This is a genomic window from Salmonella sp. SAL03688 (genome assembly GCF_046551895.1).
GTDB lineage: Bacteria > Pseudomonadota > Gammaproteobacteria > Enterobacterales > Enterobacteriaceae > Salmonella > Salmonella enterica.
This window is the reverse complement of record NZ_JBGDVI010000016.1, coordinates 90,159-107,404: the sequence shown is the minus strand read 5'-3', so window position 1 is coordinate 107,404 and position 17,246 is coordinate 90,159. Positions and strand designations below refer to the sequence as shown.

Here is a 17,246-nt window from a genome sequence, read left to right as displayed (position 1 = left end):
TTGACATTGTCGCAGTTGGCGATTTATTTTGAAGGGCGGCTGAATAATGTGATGACGCTGTAGAATTTTTAACGTGACACAGAATTCTGAACGCTCTCTAAATATCTTAGAAATGTTTTCCTGCGCTTGCCATTCTTATCACCGTGATCATGTGAAGAGTGATAAATGACAAGTGGGACCTCTGGCTGCAATACGTATACGACAAATAGCATTTATTCCCGCGACAATGTTATCCCTTACCTATTGGTATACTGCGTTGGGACTATGGTGTACCGCCGGCATTATATGGTTAACGTTGTATAGTCATTTTTTAATAACCCACGTTCAACCTGTTGTTGTTTTGTGGATATCAGCACTTTTGCTTGGCCTGGGGTATGGGGCCATTACCTGTCTTTCCCGCTTTGGCACTGTTGTCGCAACGTTGATATATATTGCCATCATTACGCTTACCGGCGTGTCATTAGCTTACCTTTTCTCAGGTGGCGCGACCATTTTCGTGATTGTTGGAATCATGTTTAGTCTTAATGCCTTATTTATTTTCTACCTGAATATCAGTTCTGGTCTATTCAGGCCGTTAATCTTCATGGCGGTAAGCGGGATCATCGCTGCGATAGTTGTCAATAGCCTGGTGGCCAGTAGCACTCTGGTCTGGATAGTCAGTGTGCTGACGGTATTGGTATGGACATTGATTACAGCACTAGAAAAATCGACACTTCATGGTTATGCCCGCATGTTATACCACAGCGAGTTTTCATCCCTGCCTCGTTGCGCTTTATTTGGCGCGCTGACGCTTTACCTTGGCATTATTAATGCTGTGGTTACGCTGTGTCGTTATATTATTTTGATGATTCTGGAAATACTATTATCTTTCAGGCCGTAGGCGTTGCAGGTTTTTTATTCAGGTTGGTGATGATGGGTATAATGAGTAAATTATGTGGCAAACAATTTTGGTTAGCGTTTTGTGAAGCTAAAGACGTCACTCGCGCCATTAAAAATGGCGGCGAGGATTTTAATAAGAAATGCCCGCCAGCGCTGATTTCTCATTTCATTACCGGATTGTCATGGGAACATTCATTACCCAATCCTGCGCCTGTTTGCGCGTTTAGTTTTATGCTTCTTGTGGGAGGTGTGTGTAGTGCGCATTTTGCTTTCGATAAGTTTATCCTGTATTGGCCGCTAAATATAATCATTTATTTTGGCAGTGCTATAGGTATGATGCTATGTGTTATGGCTGAGGTATGGCTTATTGCCAAGGGTTTTATCCTGGGGTTGCGCCTCTGCGTTTTACTGTTTTTATTAAATATTATGCTCTGCGGTACTGGATTATTTGACGTGTTGTGCCATCAAAATAGCGAACTAAAGAGTGATCTTGTTATCGCGATTATTATGGTTGTGCTTTGCCGCTGGGTGATGAATGGCGAAACGTTTACGATGATGATTCGTTTCTGCCTGGGGCGTCGATTAGTGCGAGTCGCATTACAAAAATATCTCACCTCACAGACAAGGAAATGATAAGCCCATGAACCTGATGACGTGGCTAACAGGAAAAACACTGGCGGAGCTGGTGAAAAAAGGGCAGTTGATCCCGCCAGAAATTAAGTTATCTGTGTATCCGGCCAGCCACTACAAAAAAAACTGGTATGAACAAGGTATTCCTCACGGAGGCGTTATTGGGCTTACGGCGATCATGATGACCATGACATGGATCATCAGTATAAACATGGTTATTGCGCAGTTTGAGCTGCACAATAAAAAGCATCTGGAGCTGGTCTTCTTCCTGACCGTGGGCTATATCGCTTTTCTTACCCCGTCAAATCAGCTCCTGCTTAAAGGAAGAATGAGCGGGGTCATTATTTACCGGTATGCGCTATTGCTGGCCATTATTTCCGTTACGTTGGCAACGTTCTGTACCCTGTCATCAGTATTCATGGGCGAGTTTCACGAAGTGCTCCTGCTGCTGTTTAGCTGGTCATTGCTGCTTTTTTCCCGCTTACAGATGAATACGTCTTTTTTCTCAGCATATGTTTATTTTTACCGGATAAAACGCGTTGTGCTGGAAAGCGAAAACGCGTCTGCTTAAATTTATTTCGCCATCGCCCGCTCGTTTTTCGCCCGCAGCTTCTTCGCCCGGCTCTCCAGGATCAGGTAGCACACCAGCGCCAGCAACAGGGGAATAAAATAGTAAAGCACGCGGTACGCGAGCAGGGCGGCGATAATCGTGCCTTGCGACGTATGTTCGCCCGCCAGCAACGCAAGGAATACGGCCTCCAGCACGCCGATGCCTGCCGGAATATGCACGATGACGCCCGCGATACTGCTCACCAGCAGTACGCCCAGCACAAAGAAATAGTTCACATCCTGACCCATCAGCAGCCAGATGATGGCGCCCATCGCCATCCAGTTCGCGCTGGAGATCGCCATCTGCGCCAGCGCGAATTTCCATGACGGCAGCACCAGTTTCTGTCCTTTAATCGTCATATGCCGCCGCTTCGCAAAGGCGCAAAACCACAGATAGACCGCGATAATCAACAATAAAACGATACCGAGAATACGTAGCGTGCCTTCATCGATATACCAGTGGTCGGGAAGCTGGACAACACCGAAGGTAAAAATGATGCCGCCAAGCAGAATATAGCCCAGCCAGTTAGTGGTAATGCTGAGTGAGAAAATGCGCGTAATAGTACTGCCGGGCAACCCGAGGCGAGAGTATAGTCGGTAACGCATCCCGATCCCGCCGACCCAGGTGCTGAGCGTCAGGTTAAAGGCATAGCAGACGAACGATACCAACATCACCTGTCGCTTCGCCAGCTTATGGCCGCAATAAAGCCGTCCAAGCAGGTCGTAGCAGCCGTACAGAAGATAGCTAACGATCACCAGTCCTACAGCGCTTAAAAGCGCCGTGCGGTTATAGTCGCGGATGACGGTCCAGACATCGCCCCAGTCGACCTTTTTAGCATAAACCACCAGCAGAACGACGACCGCAATAAAAAACAGCCAGGTCAGCACTTTTTTAGCCAGCCGCCAGCGCGGATGCGATTTAGCCATTAGGGCTTCACTCCTGTATTTTCTGGATCAACGCGATCCTGGGTTTCCATTTCTGGCTGGGCAGGCGGGGGAACCTGCGCCAGATGCGGGGTATGCGCAGGTAGCCAGCCGACCAGCGCCGGGAAATGGCGTAAAAAGTGGAACGCCAGCACGCTTTTGGTCAGGTTCCACCAGGTGCGTTTCGGCAGCATAGACTCATCGACCTGCTTACAATCGTTCACGATGATGCCTTGTAAATTATCGCGCAGGGTCTGGTTAAAGGTACGATCGTGAATGATCAGGTTAGCTTCAAGGTTAAGCGACAGGCTGAGCGGATCGAGATTACTCGACCCTACCGTGGCCCAGTGATCGTCCATCAGCGCCACCTTGCCATGCAGCGGACGGCGTCGGTATTCATAAACCTGCACGCCGCCCTTCACCAGATAGTTATAGAGCAACCGCGCGCCGACTTTGACTATCGGCATATCTGGTTCCCCCTGGACAATCAGTTTTACGCTCACGCCACGGCGGGCGGCTTTACGCATTGCGTGGAGCAAGCGATAGCCGGGGAAAAAATAGGCGTTAGCGATAATCACTTCACGCTTTGCCTGGGTCAGCATTTTCAGATAATGACGTTCGATATCGTCGCGGTGCTCTTCATTATCTCGCCAGACAAACAGCGCCTGCGCTTCGCCGGGGTGACGGTTTTCTTCGGCCTGGTGATGGCGCTTCCACCAGCGGCGCGCGGGGCTTTGCCCCGGCAGATTCTCGACTTCGAATTGCAGGATATCGGCCACAACAGGCCCTTCGACCCGTACCGCGTAGTCTTGTTTCGCCTGCGGGCCGTAATCCGACATATGTTCGGCGGAGTAGTTAATGCCGCCGACAAAGGCAATACGATCATCAATCACCACAATTTTGCGGTGCATTCGGCGGAAGATATTAGTTCGCAACCCCAGTAGACGCGGGCGGGGGTCGTAATAGCGAAAAATAACGCCCGCCGAGGTTAATTCGCCGACAAACGCGTCGCTGAGATCGGGAGAGCCGTAGCCGTCGAGTAATACTTCGGCTTTTACGCCGCGCTGTGCGGCTTTTAGCAGAGCGGCATGGAGTTTTTTACCCACCTCATCTTCAAACAAGATAAAGGTTTCCAGAATGATTTTTTGCTGTGCCTGAGCGATAGCCTCAAACACGGCAGGATAGAACTGGTCGCCGTTTTCCAGTAGCTGAATTTGATTACCTTCACGCCAGCCGCATTTCATAGATGGATCTCCGCGCTAAGGGGGGCATGGTCTGATAAATGTCGCCAGTTCCGCAGCGGTAGCGCCGTAGGAGAACTGGCGTTCGCATTCTTGACGTAAATACGATCGAGTCGCAGCAGCGGCATACTCACCGGGAATGTGCGCGCCGGTCGGCCATGGGCACGGGTAAATATCTCCTCCAGCCCGGCCGCGTTTAACGGCGGGCCGGCCTTTTGCCGCCAGTCATTAAAGTCTCCGGCCACCAGCACCGGTTCTGATTCCGGCAAGGCATTCACCCATCCCGCCAGCATGGTTAACTGCGCCTGGCGGTGGCTCTCCCGCAGGCCGAGATGTACGCACATGACGTGGATAGGGCGGTTGAGCATGGGCGGCGTAATGCGGCAATACAGCACGCCGCGTTTTTCGCTACCGCCGACCGAGACGTCGCGATTTTCATAATGTTCAATGGGATAGCGAGAAAGAACCGCGTTACCGTGATGGCCTTCCGGATAGACCGCATTGCGGCCATAGGCGAAATCGCTCCACATGGTGTCGGCCAAAAATTCATAGTGGGTAGTGTCCGGCCAGTTTTCGATATGCAGCGGATGTACTTCATGCGCGCCCATCACTTCTTGCAGACAGACGATATCGGCGCCGACCGTTCTGACGGCGTCGCGCAGCTCCGGCAGGATGAAGCGTTTATTAAAGGCGGTAAAACCTTTGTGCGTATTAATTGTGAGCACTTTGAATGAAAAATTTCGCGTGTGTTGAGTCATTTTCTTCCTGTCCGCGTCACTATCCTGATTGAAATAGTGTAGTCGTCGTCACAAAAAGATGCGGTCTTACGGAATTTTCCGTAAAGTTCGGTACTCTGAATAATGAGAGAAAAATGCTTCAGGAGAAAAGCCATGAAGTGGCAACAACGCGTTCGTGTCGCAACCGGCCTCGGTTGTTGGCAGATTATGTTGCATTTACTGGTAGTGGCGATGCTGGTAATAGGCTGGATGAGCGGCACATTAGTGCGCGTCGGCCTGGGATTATGCGTGCTTTATGGCGTGACGGTACTGCTGATGCTGGCGTTGCAGCGCCATCATGAGCAACGCTGGCGCGATGTGGCGGATGTGCTGGAAGAGCTGACTACCACCTGGTACTTCGGCACCGCGCTGATTGTCCTCTGGCTGCTATCCCGCGTATTGCAAAACAATGTCTTGCTGGCGCTGGCGGGGCTGGCTATCCTGGCCGGGCCCGCCGTGGTCTCGCTACTGGCGAAAGATAAAAAGCTACATCACTTTGCGTCTAAACATCGCATACGCCGCTGACCCCGTGGTGGCCGCTATCACCAGTAGCGGCCACAAACTTCCCCAGACAATTCCCAGACTCGCATCCTTAAGATAAATTTGCTTAGTAATATCAGTAAAGTGGCGGATAGGGTTTATCCACGTCAGGTTTTGCAGCCAGACCGGCATATTTTCCACCGGCGAGACATAACCCGAGAGCAAAATCGCCGGCATCATAAAGACAAAGACGCCGATAAACGCCTGCTGTTGCGTGGCGCAAAGCGATGATATCAGCAAGCCAAAGCCTACCAGCGACAGCCCGTAAATCACCATCGTGAAATAAAACAGCGCTAACGAACCGGCGAAGGGAATTTGGTATGCCCAAATGCCGATAGCCAGCACGATCGTGGCCTGGAAGGTCGCGACAATCAGCGCCGGCACCGCTTTACCAACGAAAATCTGCCAGGTGGTGAGCGGAGAGACCAGCAGCTGATCCAGAGTGCCTTGTTCACGCTCGCGGGCGACGGACAGCGAAGTGACGATCATCACGCCAATAGTGGTGATCATGGCGATCAGCGAGGGCACCACAAACCACTTGTAGTCCAGATTCGGGTTATACCAGTTGCGTACCACCAGTTCGCTATTGTTGGGCTTTGGCTTGCCGTCCATCAATGTCTGCTGATACTCCTTGACGATCTGTTGCAGATAATTGGCGGCGATTTGCGCGCTGTTGGAGTTACGTCCATCAAGAATGAGTTGCATCGGCGCAGGCTGGAAGGTATCCAGATTCCGCGAGAAATCCGCCGGGAAGCGTACCAGCAGCAGCGCTTTTTGCGTATCGATAGTCGGCTGGATCTCCTGCGGACTGTTCAGCAATAGCACATGGGTAAACGCTTTCGCGCGGGCAAAGCGCTGGGTAAGTTCTACCGAATGTTTGCCGTTATCTTCGTTATAGATGGCGATAGTCGCGTTAGTGACTTCAAGCGTCGCGGCGAACGGAAACAGGATGACCTGAATCAGCACCGGCAGAATCAGGATCGCGCGCGTTTGCGGTTCGCGTAAAAGCGATTGCAGTTCTTTGCGAATTAACGTCCATAAACGATGAAACATGTCCGTCCTCTCAGTCCAGTTTGTAGGCCTGATAAGCAAAGCGCATCAGGCATAATGCCGGATGGCGGCGTGAACGCCTTATCCGGCCTACGACGACAATTATCCATACACATATTTAATCCAGCCGTCGTTTGGTTTTTAGCCACGTCAGGCCAATAAACATCACCGCCGAGGCGATTAAAAACAGTACGTTAACGCCTAACACGACCGGAATATTGCCGGCCAGAAACAGACTTTGCAGGGTGCTGACAAAATAGCGCGCCGGAATAATATAGGTCACCGCGCGGATCACCGCAGGCATACTGTCTATCTGGAAGATAAATCCGGACAGCATAATCGAGGGTAAAAACGCGGCGTTCAGCGCCACCTGCGCGGCGTTAAACTGGTTGCGAGTGATGGTGGAAATCAACAGCCCCATCCCCAGCGTACTCAGTAAAAACAGACTGGTGATGATAAACAGAATCACCAGCGAACCGCGATACGGCACGCCGAGAATAAACACCGATACCAGCATACAGAGCAGCATCGCCAGCATACCGAGAAAGTAATAGGGAATAAGCTTACACAGCAGCAGTTCAACACGCGTCACTTCGGTTGAGAGCAGCGCCTCCATCGTGCCGCGCTCCCATTCGCGGGCAACGACCAGCGAGGTGAGGATTGCGCCAATTACCGTCATGATAATGGTCACCGCCCCGGGAATGATAAAATGCTGACTGATCGCCGCCGGGTTAAACCAGTAGCGCGTCTGGACGTCGATGAGCGGTTCAAAGGTGTCGCCGCGATCTTCCGCCCGCTGCTGTTGCCAGATTTGCCAGATGCCTTCCACATAGCCCTGAACGAAGTTGGCGGTGTTTGGCTCGCTGCCGTCGGTAATCACCTGAATCGGCGCACTGTCACCGGCGCGCGCCATTTGCTGCGCGAAATCCACCGGAATCACCACCAGTCCGCGAATGCGTCCGGCCTGCATTTTTTCAATTAATTCATGGCGATTATCGCTAATGGTCGCGTCGATATAGGGTGAACCGGTCATCGCATGAGTGAAATCCAGCGCCTCCTGGCTTTGTTGTTCAAGCAGAATCCCCACCCGCAGCTTGCTGGAGTCGAGGTTAATACCGTAACCAAAAATAAACAGCAACAGCAGCGGGATCACCACCGCAATCAGCCAGCTACTGGGATCGCGCACGATCTGGCGCGTCTCTTTGACGCACAACGCACGCACGCGGCGCCAGGAGAGAGACTTACTCATGCGTATGCTCCTTATCCCAGTCATTGATGAGAGTGATAAAGGCCTGCTCCATCGTCGGATCGGCCTGTTGCTCATCGGCGGCCTGCGCTTTGAGATCGTCCGGCGTACCGCTGGCGATAAGCTTCCCGCGATAAACCAGTCCGATGCGATCGCAATATTCCGCCTCATCCATAAAGTGGGTCGTCACCATTACCGTGACCCCTTTTTCCACCATGCTATTAATATGCAGCCAAAATTCACGGCGGGTGAGGGGATCAACCCCGGACGTTGGTTCATCAAGGAATAAAATATCCGGTTCGTGCATCAGCGAGCAGGCCAGCGCCAGTCGCTGTTTAAAGCCCAGCGGTAGCGCATCGGTGGGATGCGACGCGATGCTTTTCAGACCAAACGCTTCACTCATGCGCTGAATTTTTTCATTTTGCGCGCGGCCCCGCAAACCGTAGACGCCGGAGAAAAAACGCAGGTTCTGCTCAACCGTCAGGTTGCCGTAAAGCGAAAATTTTTGCGCCATATAGCCCAGATGCTGACGGGCTTTGCCGGAGCTGACTTTCAGGTCCATATCCAGCACCAGCGCCTTGCCGGATGTCGGCACCAGCAGGCCGCACATCATTTTAAAGGTGGTTGATTTACCCGCGCCGTTCGGGCCGAGCAGGCCAAAAATCTCGCCGCGCTGTACGACGAAATTAACATGGTCCGTGGCCGCGAAATCGCCAAATTTTTTCGTCAGTTCCTGCGCTTCAATCACCGTTTCGCCGGCAGTGCCTTCAACCGTATGCAGGATTGAACCCAGCGGAGACTCCGAGGTTCCCGCTCCGCCAAGCAGATCGATAAACGCATCTTCGAAACGCGGCGCGGTCTCATTGAGGGTGATTTCCGGCATCCCTTCGGCCTGACGAATATCTGCTGCGGTCGCCTCTTTTTTCAGGATCAGGCGTACCGAACGTCCCTGAATCATGCCGTCGCTCACCTGCGGCAGTCTGAGCGCTCTCTGTAGCAACTTACGGTTGTTTTCCTGTGGACTGCTCATCAGAAAGCTACGACCGGCCATCGTTTGCGTCAGCGCTTTAGGTTCGCCCTGATAGAGCAGCTCGCCTTCATTCATCAGCAGCACATCGCGGCACTGTTCGGCTTCATCCAGATAGGAGGTGCTCCATAAAATCAGCATCCCGTCGCCCGCCAGTTCGTGGACCATTTGCCACAACTCGCGCCGTGAAATCGGGTCAACGCCAACGCCCGGTTCATCCAACAGCAGCACTTTCGGTTCGCCGACCAGCGTACAGGCCAGCCCCAGTTTTTGCTTCATCCCGCCGGACAATTTTCCTGCCAGACGGCCAGTGAAAGGGCCGAGGGCGGTAAACTCCAACAAACGGGCAAAGGTCTTTTCCCGTATCTCGCCGGTAACGCTGCGTAAATCGGCATAGAGATTAAGGTTCTCCATGACGGTAAGATCTTCATACAGACCGAATTTCTGCGGCATATAGCCCAGAACCGCGTGCAGCTCGCTGTCGTTTTGTATCGGGTCGAAGCCCAATACTGACGCGTTGCCGCCATCGGCTTTGAGCAGGCCCGCCAGCATACGCATTAGCGTGGTTTTTCCTGCGCCGTCCGGCCCTACCAGCCCGGTGACATAACCGGAATGAATGGTACAGTCGAGCGGCGCGACGGCGGGTTTATCCATTCCCGCAAAGCGCTTCGTCAGACCGTGCAGCGTAATAACGGCCTCACTCATGCCGTGCCTCGTCATTAAATTTCACCGTGACTGGCATCCCCTGGCGTAACGCATCGTCCGCATCGGTGACGATAATGCGCAGGCGATAGACAAGATCGGTACGCAGATCCGGCGTTTCGACGGTTTTCGGCGTAAATTCCGCGGTGGGCGAAACGAAACCAATCTTGCCGTGGTAAGGTTTATCAGGACGACCGTCGGTATACAACAGAATGTCGCGCCCCGGTTGCGTCTGACTGAGGTTGCGTTCATCGACATAGGCGCGCACCCAGACGGGGCGGGTCAGCGAGAGCGTTAATACCGTGCTGCCGGCGTTCAGCATACTGCCAGGCTCGACCGCGCGGGTGAGCAAGGTTCCGTTGGCAGGCGCGATAAGCGTAGTGTCCTGCAAATCAAGCTGCGCCTGCGCCAGTTGGGCCTTTGCCTGTTCCAGGCTGGCTTTCGCCTGGGCGATATCCTGTTCACGATTACCGGTACGGTACTGGCTCAGTTTATCCTGCGCGGACTTCAGCGTCGCCTGCGCCTGATCGCGCGATGAGCGGGCGTTTTCCAGATCGTTAGCGGAAATGGTGCGGCTTTTCCACAATCCTTGCTGACGGTTATAAAAGTTTTGCGCGTAGTCATAGGCGGCTTGCGCCTGTCTGACGGCGGCGGCGGCCTGGGCTATCTCTTCATCGCGATAGCCTGCCAGCATCAAATCATATTGCGCCTGCGCGACCGACACGCCAGCTTTCGCCTGCATTAGCGCGTTTTCGTATGGCGCGTGATCCAGTTCGCCGAGCACCTGTCCGGCTTTGATGGCATCGCCTTCATCAACATTCAGCGACGCCAGCCTGCCGCCGACGCGAAAGCTGATATTGACGGTACGGATATCGACATTACCGTATAGCGTCAGCCCATCGTCCTGCCGACTTTGATACCACCAGGTTCCACCGGCAATCACAGCGACGATCGCTGCGATTGCCAGTCCGATAACGACAGGTTTTTTCATCAGTCCAGACTCCTTTGCGTTAAACCGTGCAGAATAAGATCGATGTGGCAGGTTACCGTCTGGTAAATCAGCTCCGCTTTTTCTTCATCAAACTGCGGCCAGCCGGTACGTAACAGAATAGTTTCTTTGCCGAGACGGAACGCCAGCACTTCGCCCAGTAAGGCATGGGTATGCAAAATCATGCGCGTATCATTAGCGTCGCAGCCGGTATAAGCGGCAACCAATCTTGTCAGATGGGTGTGCAACGGATCGATAACCTGTTCATGGACCAATTGATAGGCCGACGTGGGAGAGAGCTGCTCGCGTGAAATAAATTTGCTCAGGTTAACGGTGTCTTCCTGCGTCAGCAGCATAATCATGTTCTTGCAGGCGAGCAGAATGAGTTCGCGTATGGCGTCCCGGTCAGGGGCAGGCTGGCTAAACAGACGTTCCGCTTTTTCAGCATGGGGGCGAAATTTTTCGCCAAGAAAATCGGCAATCCACTGGGCGCAGGCGAGGTATAAATCCTCTTTTGAGCCGAAATAGTAAGTAATGGCGGCAATATTTTGCCCCGCCAGCGCGGCGATATCGCGCGTGGTGGCATGGAGGCCATACTCGCCAAACTGCGCCAGCGCGGCGGCAATGAGCTGACTTTTCGCCTGCTCGCCCTTGGTGGTCGTGGTGGGAATATTCATCACACGTCCTAATTTTTAATCAATCGATTGATTAAGACTATGACTCATAATGGCACTTGTCCAGTGTGGTCGATTAATTTGTCTTTGCTACCTTCCGGGATAATTTATGCGCCGCATCACAAAAACTGCTACACTCCGCCCCTTCATGACATTGTGGTTTTTGTCATTCCAAATTTGAGCATCTCCCTGAAAACTACACCGGCAACGGTCGGGGCGGTCCGGAGTAGTTATGTCTTTTGATTCCCTGGGATTAAACCCTGATATCCTGCGCGCTATTGCCGAGCAGGGTTACCGTGAACCTACCCCTATTCAGCAACAGGCGATTCCCGCCGTGCTGGAAGGCCGCGATCTGATGGCCAGCGCCCAGACCGGAACCGGTAAAACGGCGGGTTTTACCCTGCCATTGTTGCAGCATCTGATTACCCATCAGCCGCACGCTAAAGGTCGTCGCCCGGTGCGTGCGTTGATCCTCACGCCAACCCGCGAGCTGGCGGCGCAAATTGGCGAAAACGTCAGAGATTACAGTAAATATCTCAACATTCGCTCGCTGGTGGTATTTGGCGGCGTAAGCATCAATCCGCAGATGATGAAACTGCGCGGCGGCGTGGATGTGCTGGTGGCGACGCCGGGACGTCTGCTCGACCTGGAACATCAAAATGCCGTAAAGCTGGATCAGATTGAGATTCTGGTACTGGATGAAGCCGACCGTATGCTGGATATGGGCTTCATTCACGACATTCGTCGCGTGCTGGCGAAACTGCCGGCGAAGCGTCAGAATCTGCTGTTCTCCGCCACGTTCTCCGACGACATCAAAGCGCTTGCCGAAAAGCTGTTACGCAACCCGCTGGAAATCGAAGTGGCGCGCCGCAACACGGCCTCAGAGCAGGTGACGCAGCACGTGCACTTTGTCGATAAAAAACGCAAACGTGAACTGTTGTCGCAGATGATTGGCCAGGGCAACTGGCAGCAGGTGTTGGTCTTCACCCGCACCAAGCATGGCGCGAACCATCTGGCGGAACAGCTTAATAAAGACGGTATTCGCAGCGCGGCGATCCACGGTAATAAATCGCAGGGCGCACGTACCCGCGCGCTGGCCGATTTTAAATCCGGCGATATTCGCGTGCTGGTGGCGACGGATATTGCGGCGCGTGGTCTGGATATTGAAGAGCTGCCGCACGTGGTCAACTATGAACTGCCGAACGTGCCGGAAGATTATGTACACCGTATTGGCCGTACCGGTCGCGCGGCGGCAACTGGCGAGGCGCTGTCGCTGGTCTGTGTTGACGAGCATAAACTGTTGCGTGATATCGAAAAATTGCTGAAAAAAGAGATCCCACGCATTACGACGCCGGGCTATGAGCCGGACCCGTCGATTAAAGCGGAGCCGATTCAGAATGGCCGTCAGCAGCGCGGCGGCGGCGGCGGTCGTGGACGCGGACAAAATCAGGGGGGAGCGGGGCGCAGTCAGCAGCCGCGACGTCAGGATAGCGGGGCGGCGAAGGCGAAACCAAAACCGCGCACAGGCGAGGGGAAACCCGCTGGCGACAAAGCACGTCCGCCGCGTCGCCCGCGCAGAATCACGCCTGCCCAGTAAATTTTATCCGGCAACATGCCCGGTAGCGCGACGCTTACCGGGCCTACGGACTATGCAAATACGTAGGCCGGATAAGGTGCTTGCACCGTCATCCGGCAAAATACACATCGCGTTGCGAGCCGCCTTCCAGAACCGGTAAAAAAGGTACTTCCCGCCCCTGAAATGTGACACAATAGTGGCTGTTTATACAGTACTTCAGGTTTTCTCATGGCATTGACCGCTGCGCTGAAAGCGCAAATCGCCGCTTGGTATAAGGCGCTTCAGGACCAGATCCCCGACTTTATTCCCCGTGCGCCGCAGCGGCAGATGATTGCTGACGTCGCCAGAACGCTGGCCGGGGAAGAAGGGAGACATCTGGCTATTGAAGCGCCGACCGGCGTCGGGAAAACCCTCTCCTATCTTATTCCCGGTATCGCCATTGCCCGGGAAGAGCAAAAAACACTGGTGGTCAGTACCGCTAACGTGGCGTTACAGGATCAGATCTTTAGCAAAGATTTGCCGCTGCTACGAAAAATCATCCCCGATCTGCGCTTTACCGCCGCCTTTGGCCGCGGGCGTTACGTGTGTCCGCGAAATCTGGCGGCGCTCGCCAGTAGCGAGCCTACGCAGCAGGATCTGCTCGCCTTTCTTGATGACGAACTGACGCCTAACAACCAGGAAGAGCAAAAGCGCTGCGCCAGGCTGAAAGGGGATCTTGACGGTTACAAATGGGATGGTCTGCGGGATCATACCGACATTGCTATTGACGACGATCTGTGGCGGCGATTAAGTACCGATAAAGCCAGTTGTCTGAACCGCAACTGTCACTATTACCGCGAATGTCCATTCTTTGTCGCCCGACGTGAAATACAGGAAGCGGAAGTCGTGGTGGCGAATCACGCGCTGGTAATGGCGGCGATGGAAAGTGAAGCCGTACTGCCGGAACCAAAGCATCTGCTGTTGGTACTGGATGAAGGTCATCATCTACCCGATGTCGCTCGCGATGCGCTGGAGATGAGCGCGGAAATTACCGCCTCCTGGTATCGCTTGCAACTGGATCTGTTCAGCAAACTGGTGGCGACCTGCATGGAGCAATTTCGTCCTAAGACCACGCCGCCGTTAGCGAACCCTGAGCGACTTAACGCCCATTGCGAGGAGGTATATGAACTGATCGCCTCGCTCAATGCCATTCTTAATCTGTATATGCCCGCAGCGCAGGAGGCGGAGCACCGTTTTGCAATGGGCGAGTTGCCTGATGAGGTCATGGAAATCTGCCAGCGACTGGCGAAGCTGACCGAGACGTTGCGTGGGCTGGCGGAGTCCTTTCTCAACGATCTCAGCGAAAAAACCGGGTCGCACGATATTGTGCGTTTGCATCGGGTGATTTTACAGATGAACCGGGCGCTGGGAATGTTCGAGGCGCAAAGTAAATTATGGCGGCTGGCTTCGATGGCGCAGTCTTCAGGCGCGCCGGTGTCCAAATGGGCGACGCGTGAAATACGCGAAGGGCAACTCCACGTCTGGTTCCATTGTGTCGGTATCCGCGTCAGCGAGCAGCTGGAAAGATTGTTATGGCGCAGCGTACCGCACATTATTGTCACCTCGGCGACACTGCGCTCGCTCAATAGCTTTTCGCGCCTGCAGGAAATGAGCGGCTTAAAAGAAAAAGCCGGCGACCGCTTTGTGGCGCTGGATTCGCCGTTTAATCATGTGGAACAGGGGAAACTGGTGATTCCTCAAATGCGCTACGAACCCACCATTGATAACGAAGAGCAGCATATTGCCGAAATGGCGGCCTATTTTCGTGAGCAACTGGAGAGCAAAAAACATCATGGTATGCTGGTACTGTTTGCCAGCGGGCGGGCGATGCAGCGTTTTCTGGAGCATGTCGCTGATGTGCGCTTACTTCTCCTGGTTCAGGGCGACCAGCCGCGTTACCGGCTGGTGGAGCTACACCGTAAACGGGTGGAGAGCGGCGAACGCAGCGTGCTGGTTGGGCTTCAGTCTTTTGCCGAAGGGCTGGATCTTAAAGGCGAGCTGCTGACGCAGGTCCATATCCATAAAATTGCCTTCCCGCCGATCGACAGCCCGGTCGTGATCACCGAAGGCGAATGGCTAAAAAGCCTGAATCGTTATCCGTTTGAGGTACAAAGTTTACCAAGCGCGTCTTTTAATTTAATTCAGCAGGTAGGGCGATTGATCCGTAGCCACGCCTGTCGGGGAGAAGTGGTCATTTATGATAAGCGGTTGTTGACCAAAAACTACGGACAGCGTTTACTGAATGCCTTACCTGTTTTTCCGATAGAGCAGCCTGCCGTGCCAGACGTTATAGTAAAACCAAAAGCAAAACCTGCACGCCGCCGACGGCGTTAATGCTGTGAGCACACTTCAAGGAGCTTTCAATGGATTATCGCAAGATCATCAAAGAGATCGGGCGAGGTAAAAATCACGCCCGCGATCTGGATCTGGATACCGCGCGCGGTTTGTATACCCGAATGCTGAATGGCGACGTCCCCGACCTGGAAATGGGCAGTATATTGATGGCGCTGCGTATTAAAGGCGAAGGCGAAGCCGAAATGCTGGGCTTTTATGAGGCCATGCAGAATCATGCCATCAAACTGACACCGCCCGCAGATAGGCCGTTGCCGGTCGTTATTCCCAGCTATAACGGCGCGCGTAAACAGGCGAATTTAACGCCGTTGCTGGCTATCCTGCTGCATAAATTGGGCTTTCCAGTTGTAGTACACGGCGTCAGTGAAGATCCGACCCGCGTACTGACGGAAACAATATTTGAGCTGATGGGGATTGTCCCCACCCTACACGGCGGACAAGCGCAGGCCAAACTGGACGGGCACCAGCCGGTGTTTATCCCGGTGAGCGCGCTCTGCCCGCCGCTGGAAAAACAACTGGCGATGCGCTGGCGGATGGGCGTGCGCAACAGCGCGCATTCACTGGCCAAGCTGGCGACGCCATTTGCTGAGGATGCCGCGCTGCGTTTATCAAGCGTTTCTCACCCTGAATATGTCCCGCGTGTGGCGACCTTTTTTAGCCGCATTGGCGGGCGGGCTTTGCTGATGCATGGTACCGAAGGCGAAGTCTATGCCAACCCGCAACGCTGTCCGCAAATCAGCCTGATTGATAGCCGTGGCGTGCAGGTACTGCATGAGCGTCAGAGCGACACGCACGACGAGCCGCTTTCACTGCCTGCGACTAAAGATCCTGAAATCACCGCGCGCTGGATTGAGCGCTGCCTTGCCGGCCGCGAGCCGGTGCCGCAATCATTAAAAACGCAAATGGCCTGTTGTCTGGTTGCGACGGGAGAGGCGGCGACGTTAGAAGACGGGATTGCGCGCGTCGAACAGGCTTTTAGCGAATAAAAAAAGCCCGTCCAGTGACGGACGGGCAAATAAGGGTAACAAACAGGGTTAATGAGGGTTGGAGCAGTGGGTCTGTTGGCAAACAGACGAGGGTAATACCCGTCAGAATTCAAACAACAGCGATGTTACATTCTGAAATCTGGCGGGCAGGTAAATTATTTATAAATCACCGCAGTGCCGCTCATTTTGTCATTACCCACGGCGGAGGTGATGTTATAAGCGCTTGCGCCAGCAGCGGCGGCTTTTTCAGCCAGTTTAGCTTCCAGGCCATCCAGCGTGGTGGCGCCATCGGCAGACACTACGCCGATTTTATGCAGGTTTTGCGTCTGAGACGCGCTAACCGGTTCTGCGGCAAAAGCGCCAAAAGAAAGGGTGGAAAGCGCGATGGCTGCAACAGCATATTTAATGGTTTTCATGATTAATCTCTCGCAGGTTATTCTGTTTATGGGACGATGTTCCGTCGATGTGATGAGTATCACGGTTTTTTGCGAAAGATAAAATCGAATAGAATTGACGGCCTTGCTCAAAATTTTTGAATGACAAATAACCTATTGATTATTAATTAATTCAACAGTGGAATTTACCGTTCTTGTCATCTGGCTTTACAGAGTCGAGGTTAACGGCACATTCTGCGACGCAGAACGCTAAAAAGCATGAGCGTAAAGGAATGGATGATACTGGCGGTTTCGGTAAAGAAAAGTCAGCGTAACTGGCTGTCTTTTGAACCTCTGCGATTATATCCTGAAAATGTTGCGTTATGTAAATCTTTCTCCTGTTGGCAGGATATGCATAACCGAACGCCCGGTACGGCTTTACGCCGCGCTTCAGGGATAGGGTCGCCGCAAGATTCGCATTCATCGCGACTTTCGCCGTGAGGAAGTTCGCCGCGAGCGCGGGCAACGGCATCTTCAATGGTATTGTTGATTTGTTCATTCACTGCGTCGTCATTTGCCCAGCCGGATGCCATCACGCTCTCCTGATTTTAGGGTACCTGAGGTTAAGTGTAG

At 53.3% G+C, this 17,246-nt stretch carries 17 protein-coding genes; 7 read left to right on the top strand and 10 right to left on the bottom strand.

The annotated features are described in order from the left end of the window. The first annotated feature begins 172 nt into the window (after window positions 1–172). The 3 genes from ACLJR2_RS16520 to ACLJR2_RS16510 are packed head-to-tail and all read left to right on the top strand — an operon-like array spanning window position 173 to window position 2,080. Window positions 173–880, top strand: coding sequence for a Bax inhibitor-1 family protein (locus tag ACLJR2_RS16520; protein WP_000529044.1), 708 nt, complete (start codon window positions 173–175; stop codon window positions 878–880). A gap of 23 nt (window positions 881–903) precedes the next feature. Then, entirely contained in the window at window positions 904–1,512 is a 609-nt protein-coding gene (locus ACLJR2_RS16515) for a hypothetical protein (protein WP_077905105.1), read from the top strand. 7 nt (window positions 1,513–1,519) lie between these two features. Further along, window positions 1,520–2,080, top strand: coding sequence for a hypothetical protein (locus ACLJR2_RS16510; RefSeq protein WP_001052202.1), 561 nt, complete (start codon window positions 1,520–1,522; stop codon window positions 2,078–2,080). Between the two features lie 2 nt (window positions 2,081–2,082). Here ACLJR2_RS16510 and ACLJR2_RS16505 read toward each other — a convergent pair whose 3' ends face one another. From ACLJR2_RS16505 to ACLJR2_RS16495, 3 genes are read right to left on the bottom strand one after another with little or no spacing between them, the layout of a single operon-like run. Beyond that, window positions 2,083–3,045: a YbhN family protein gene (locus ACLJR2_RS16505; protein ID WP_001129824.1), complete on the bottom strand. Its 963-nt coding sequence runs from the start codon at window positions 3,043–3,045 to the stop codon at window positions 2,083–2,085. Continuing rightward, complete coding sequence (gene clsB / locus ACLJR2_RS16500) at window positions 3,045–4,286, bottom strand: cardiolipin synthase ClsB (RefSeq protein ID WP_000649639.1); 1,242 nt, start codon at window positions 4,284–4,286, stop codon at window positions 3,045–3,047. The genes ACLJR2_RS16505 and clsB overlap by 1 nt, the downstream gene beginning before the upstream one ends. Further along, complete coding sequence (locus ACLJR2_RS16495; RefSeq protein ID WP_000192039.1) at window positions 4,283–5,041, bottom strand: endonuclease/exonuclease/phosphatase family protein; 759 nt, start codon at window positions 5,039–5,041, stop codon at window positions 4,283–4,285. Before ACLJR2_RS16495 ends, clsB begins: the two co-directional genes overlap by 4 nt. 132 nt (window positions 5,042–5,173) lie before the next feature. Here ACLJR2_RS16495 and ACLJR2_RS16490 point away from each other — a divergent pair, with 132 nt between their 5' ends. Beyond that, window positions 5,174–5,584, top strand: coding sequence for a YbhQ family protein (locus tag ACLJR2_RS16490; protein ID WP_000871970.1), 411 nt, complete (start codon window positions 5,174–5,176; stop codon window positions 5,582–5,584). On the opposite strand, the gene ACLJR2_RS16485 is transcribed toward ACLJR2_RS16490, so the two are convergent. The 5 genes from ACLJR2_RS16485 to cecR form a co-directional block, all read right to left on the bottom strand. Then, on the bottom strand, window positions 5,546–6,652 hold the full coding sequence (locus ACLJR2_RS16485) for an ABC transporter permease (protein ID WP_000469050.1): 1,107 nt from the start codon (window positions 6,650–6,652) through the stop codon (window positions 5,546–5,548). The two genes, ACLJR2_RS16490 and ACLJR2_RS16485, sit on opposite strands and share 39 nt — an antisense overlap. 115 nt (window positions 6,653–6,767) lie before the next feature. After that, on the bottom strand, window positions 6,768–7,898 hold the full coding sequence (locus tag ACLJR2_RS16480; RefSeq protein ID WP_000045762.1) for an ABC transporter permease: 1,131 nt from the start codon (window positions 7,896–7,898) through the stop codon (window positions 6,768–6,770). Continuing rightward, entirely contained in the window at window positions 7,891–9,627 is a 1,737-nt protein-coding gene (locus tag ACLJR2_RS16475; RefSeq protein ID WP_001287612.1) for an ATP-binding cassette domain-containing protein, read from the bottom strand. Before ACLJR2_RS16475 ends, ACLJR2_RS16480 begins: the two co-directional genes overlap by 8 nt. Then, window positions 9,620–10,615: a secretion protein HlyD gene (gene hlyD, locus ACLJR2_RS16470; protein WP_000743431.1), complete on the bottom strand. Its 996-nt coding sequence runs from the start codon at window positions 10,613–10,615 to the stop codon at window positions 9,620–9,622. Before hlyD ends, ACLJR2_RS16475 begins: the two co-directional genes overlap by 8 nt. After that, window positions 10,615–11,289: a transcriptional regulator CecR gene (gene cecR / locus ACLJR2_RS16465; RefSeq protein ID WP_001025254.1), complete on the bottom strand. Its 675-nt coding sequence runs from the start codon at window positions 11,287–11,289 to the stop codon at window positions 10,615–10,617. The genes hlyD and cecR overlap by 1 nt, the downstream gene beginning before the upstream one ends. 229 nt (window positions 11,290–11,518) lie before the next feature. Between cecR and rhlE the strand changes: the two genes are divergently transcribed. The 3 genes from rhlE (at window position 11,519) to ybiB (ending at window position 16,239) form a co-directional block, all read left to right on the top strand. Continuing rightward, window positions 11,519–12,883 (top strand): ATP-dependent RNA helicase RhlE, encoded by a 1,365-nt coding sequence (gene rhlE, locus ACLJR2_RS16460; protein WP_000007059.1) that lies wholly within the window; start codon window positions 11,519–11,521, stop codon window positions 12,881–12,883. 207 nt (window positions 12,884–13,090) lie between these two features. Continuing rightward, complete coding sequence (dinG, locus tag ACLJR2_RS16455; RefSeq protein WP_001218637.1) at window positions 13,091–15,235, top strand: ATP-dependent DNA helicase DinG; 2,145 nt, start codon at window positions 13,091–13,093, stop codon at window positions 15,233–15,235. A 29-nt stretch (window positions 15,236–15,264) separates the two neighbouring features. Further along, a complete protein-coding gene (ybiB, locus tag ACLJR2_RS16450; RefSeq protein WP_000386488.1) occupies window positions 15,265–16,239 on the top strand; it encodes a DNA-binding protein YbiB in 975 nt (324 codons plus the stop codon). Window positions 16,240–16,394: 155 nt separating this feature from the next. On the opposite strand, the gene ybiJ is transcribed toward ybiB, so the two are convergent. Further along, window positions 16,395–16,655 (bottom strand): DUF1471 family protein YbiJ, encoded by a 261-nt coding sequence (gene ybiJ / locus ACLJR2_RS16445; protein ID WP_000849089.1) that lies wholly within the window; start codon window positions 16,653–16,655, stop codon window positions 16,395–16,397. A gap of 284 nt (window positions 16,656–16,939) precedes the next feature. After that, complete coding sequence (locus ACLJR2_RS16440) at window positions 16,940–17,206, bottom strand: DksA/TraR family C4-type zinc finger protein (protein ID WP_000146332.1); 267 nt, start codon at window positions 17,204–17,206, stop codon at window positions 16,940–16,942. Between the last annotated feature and the right edge of the window lie 40 nt (window positions 17,207–17,246).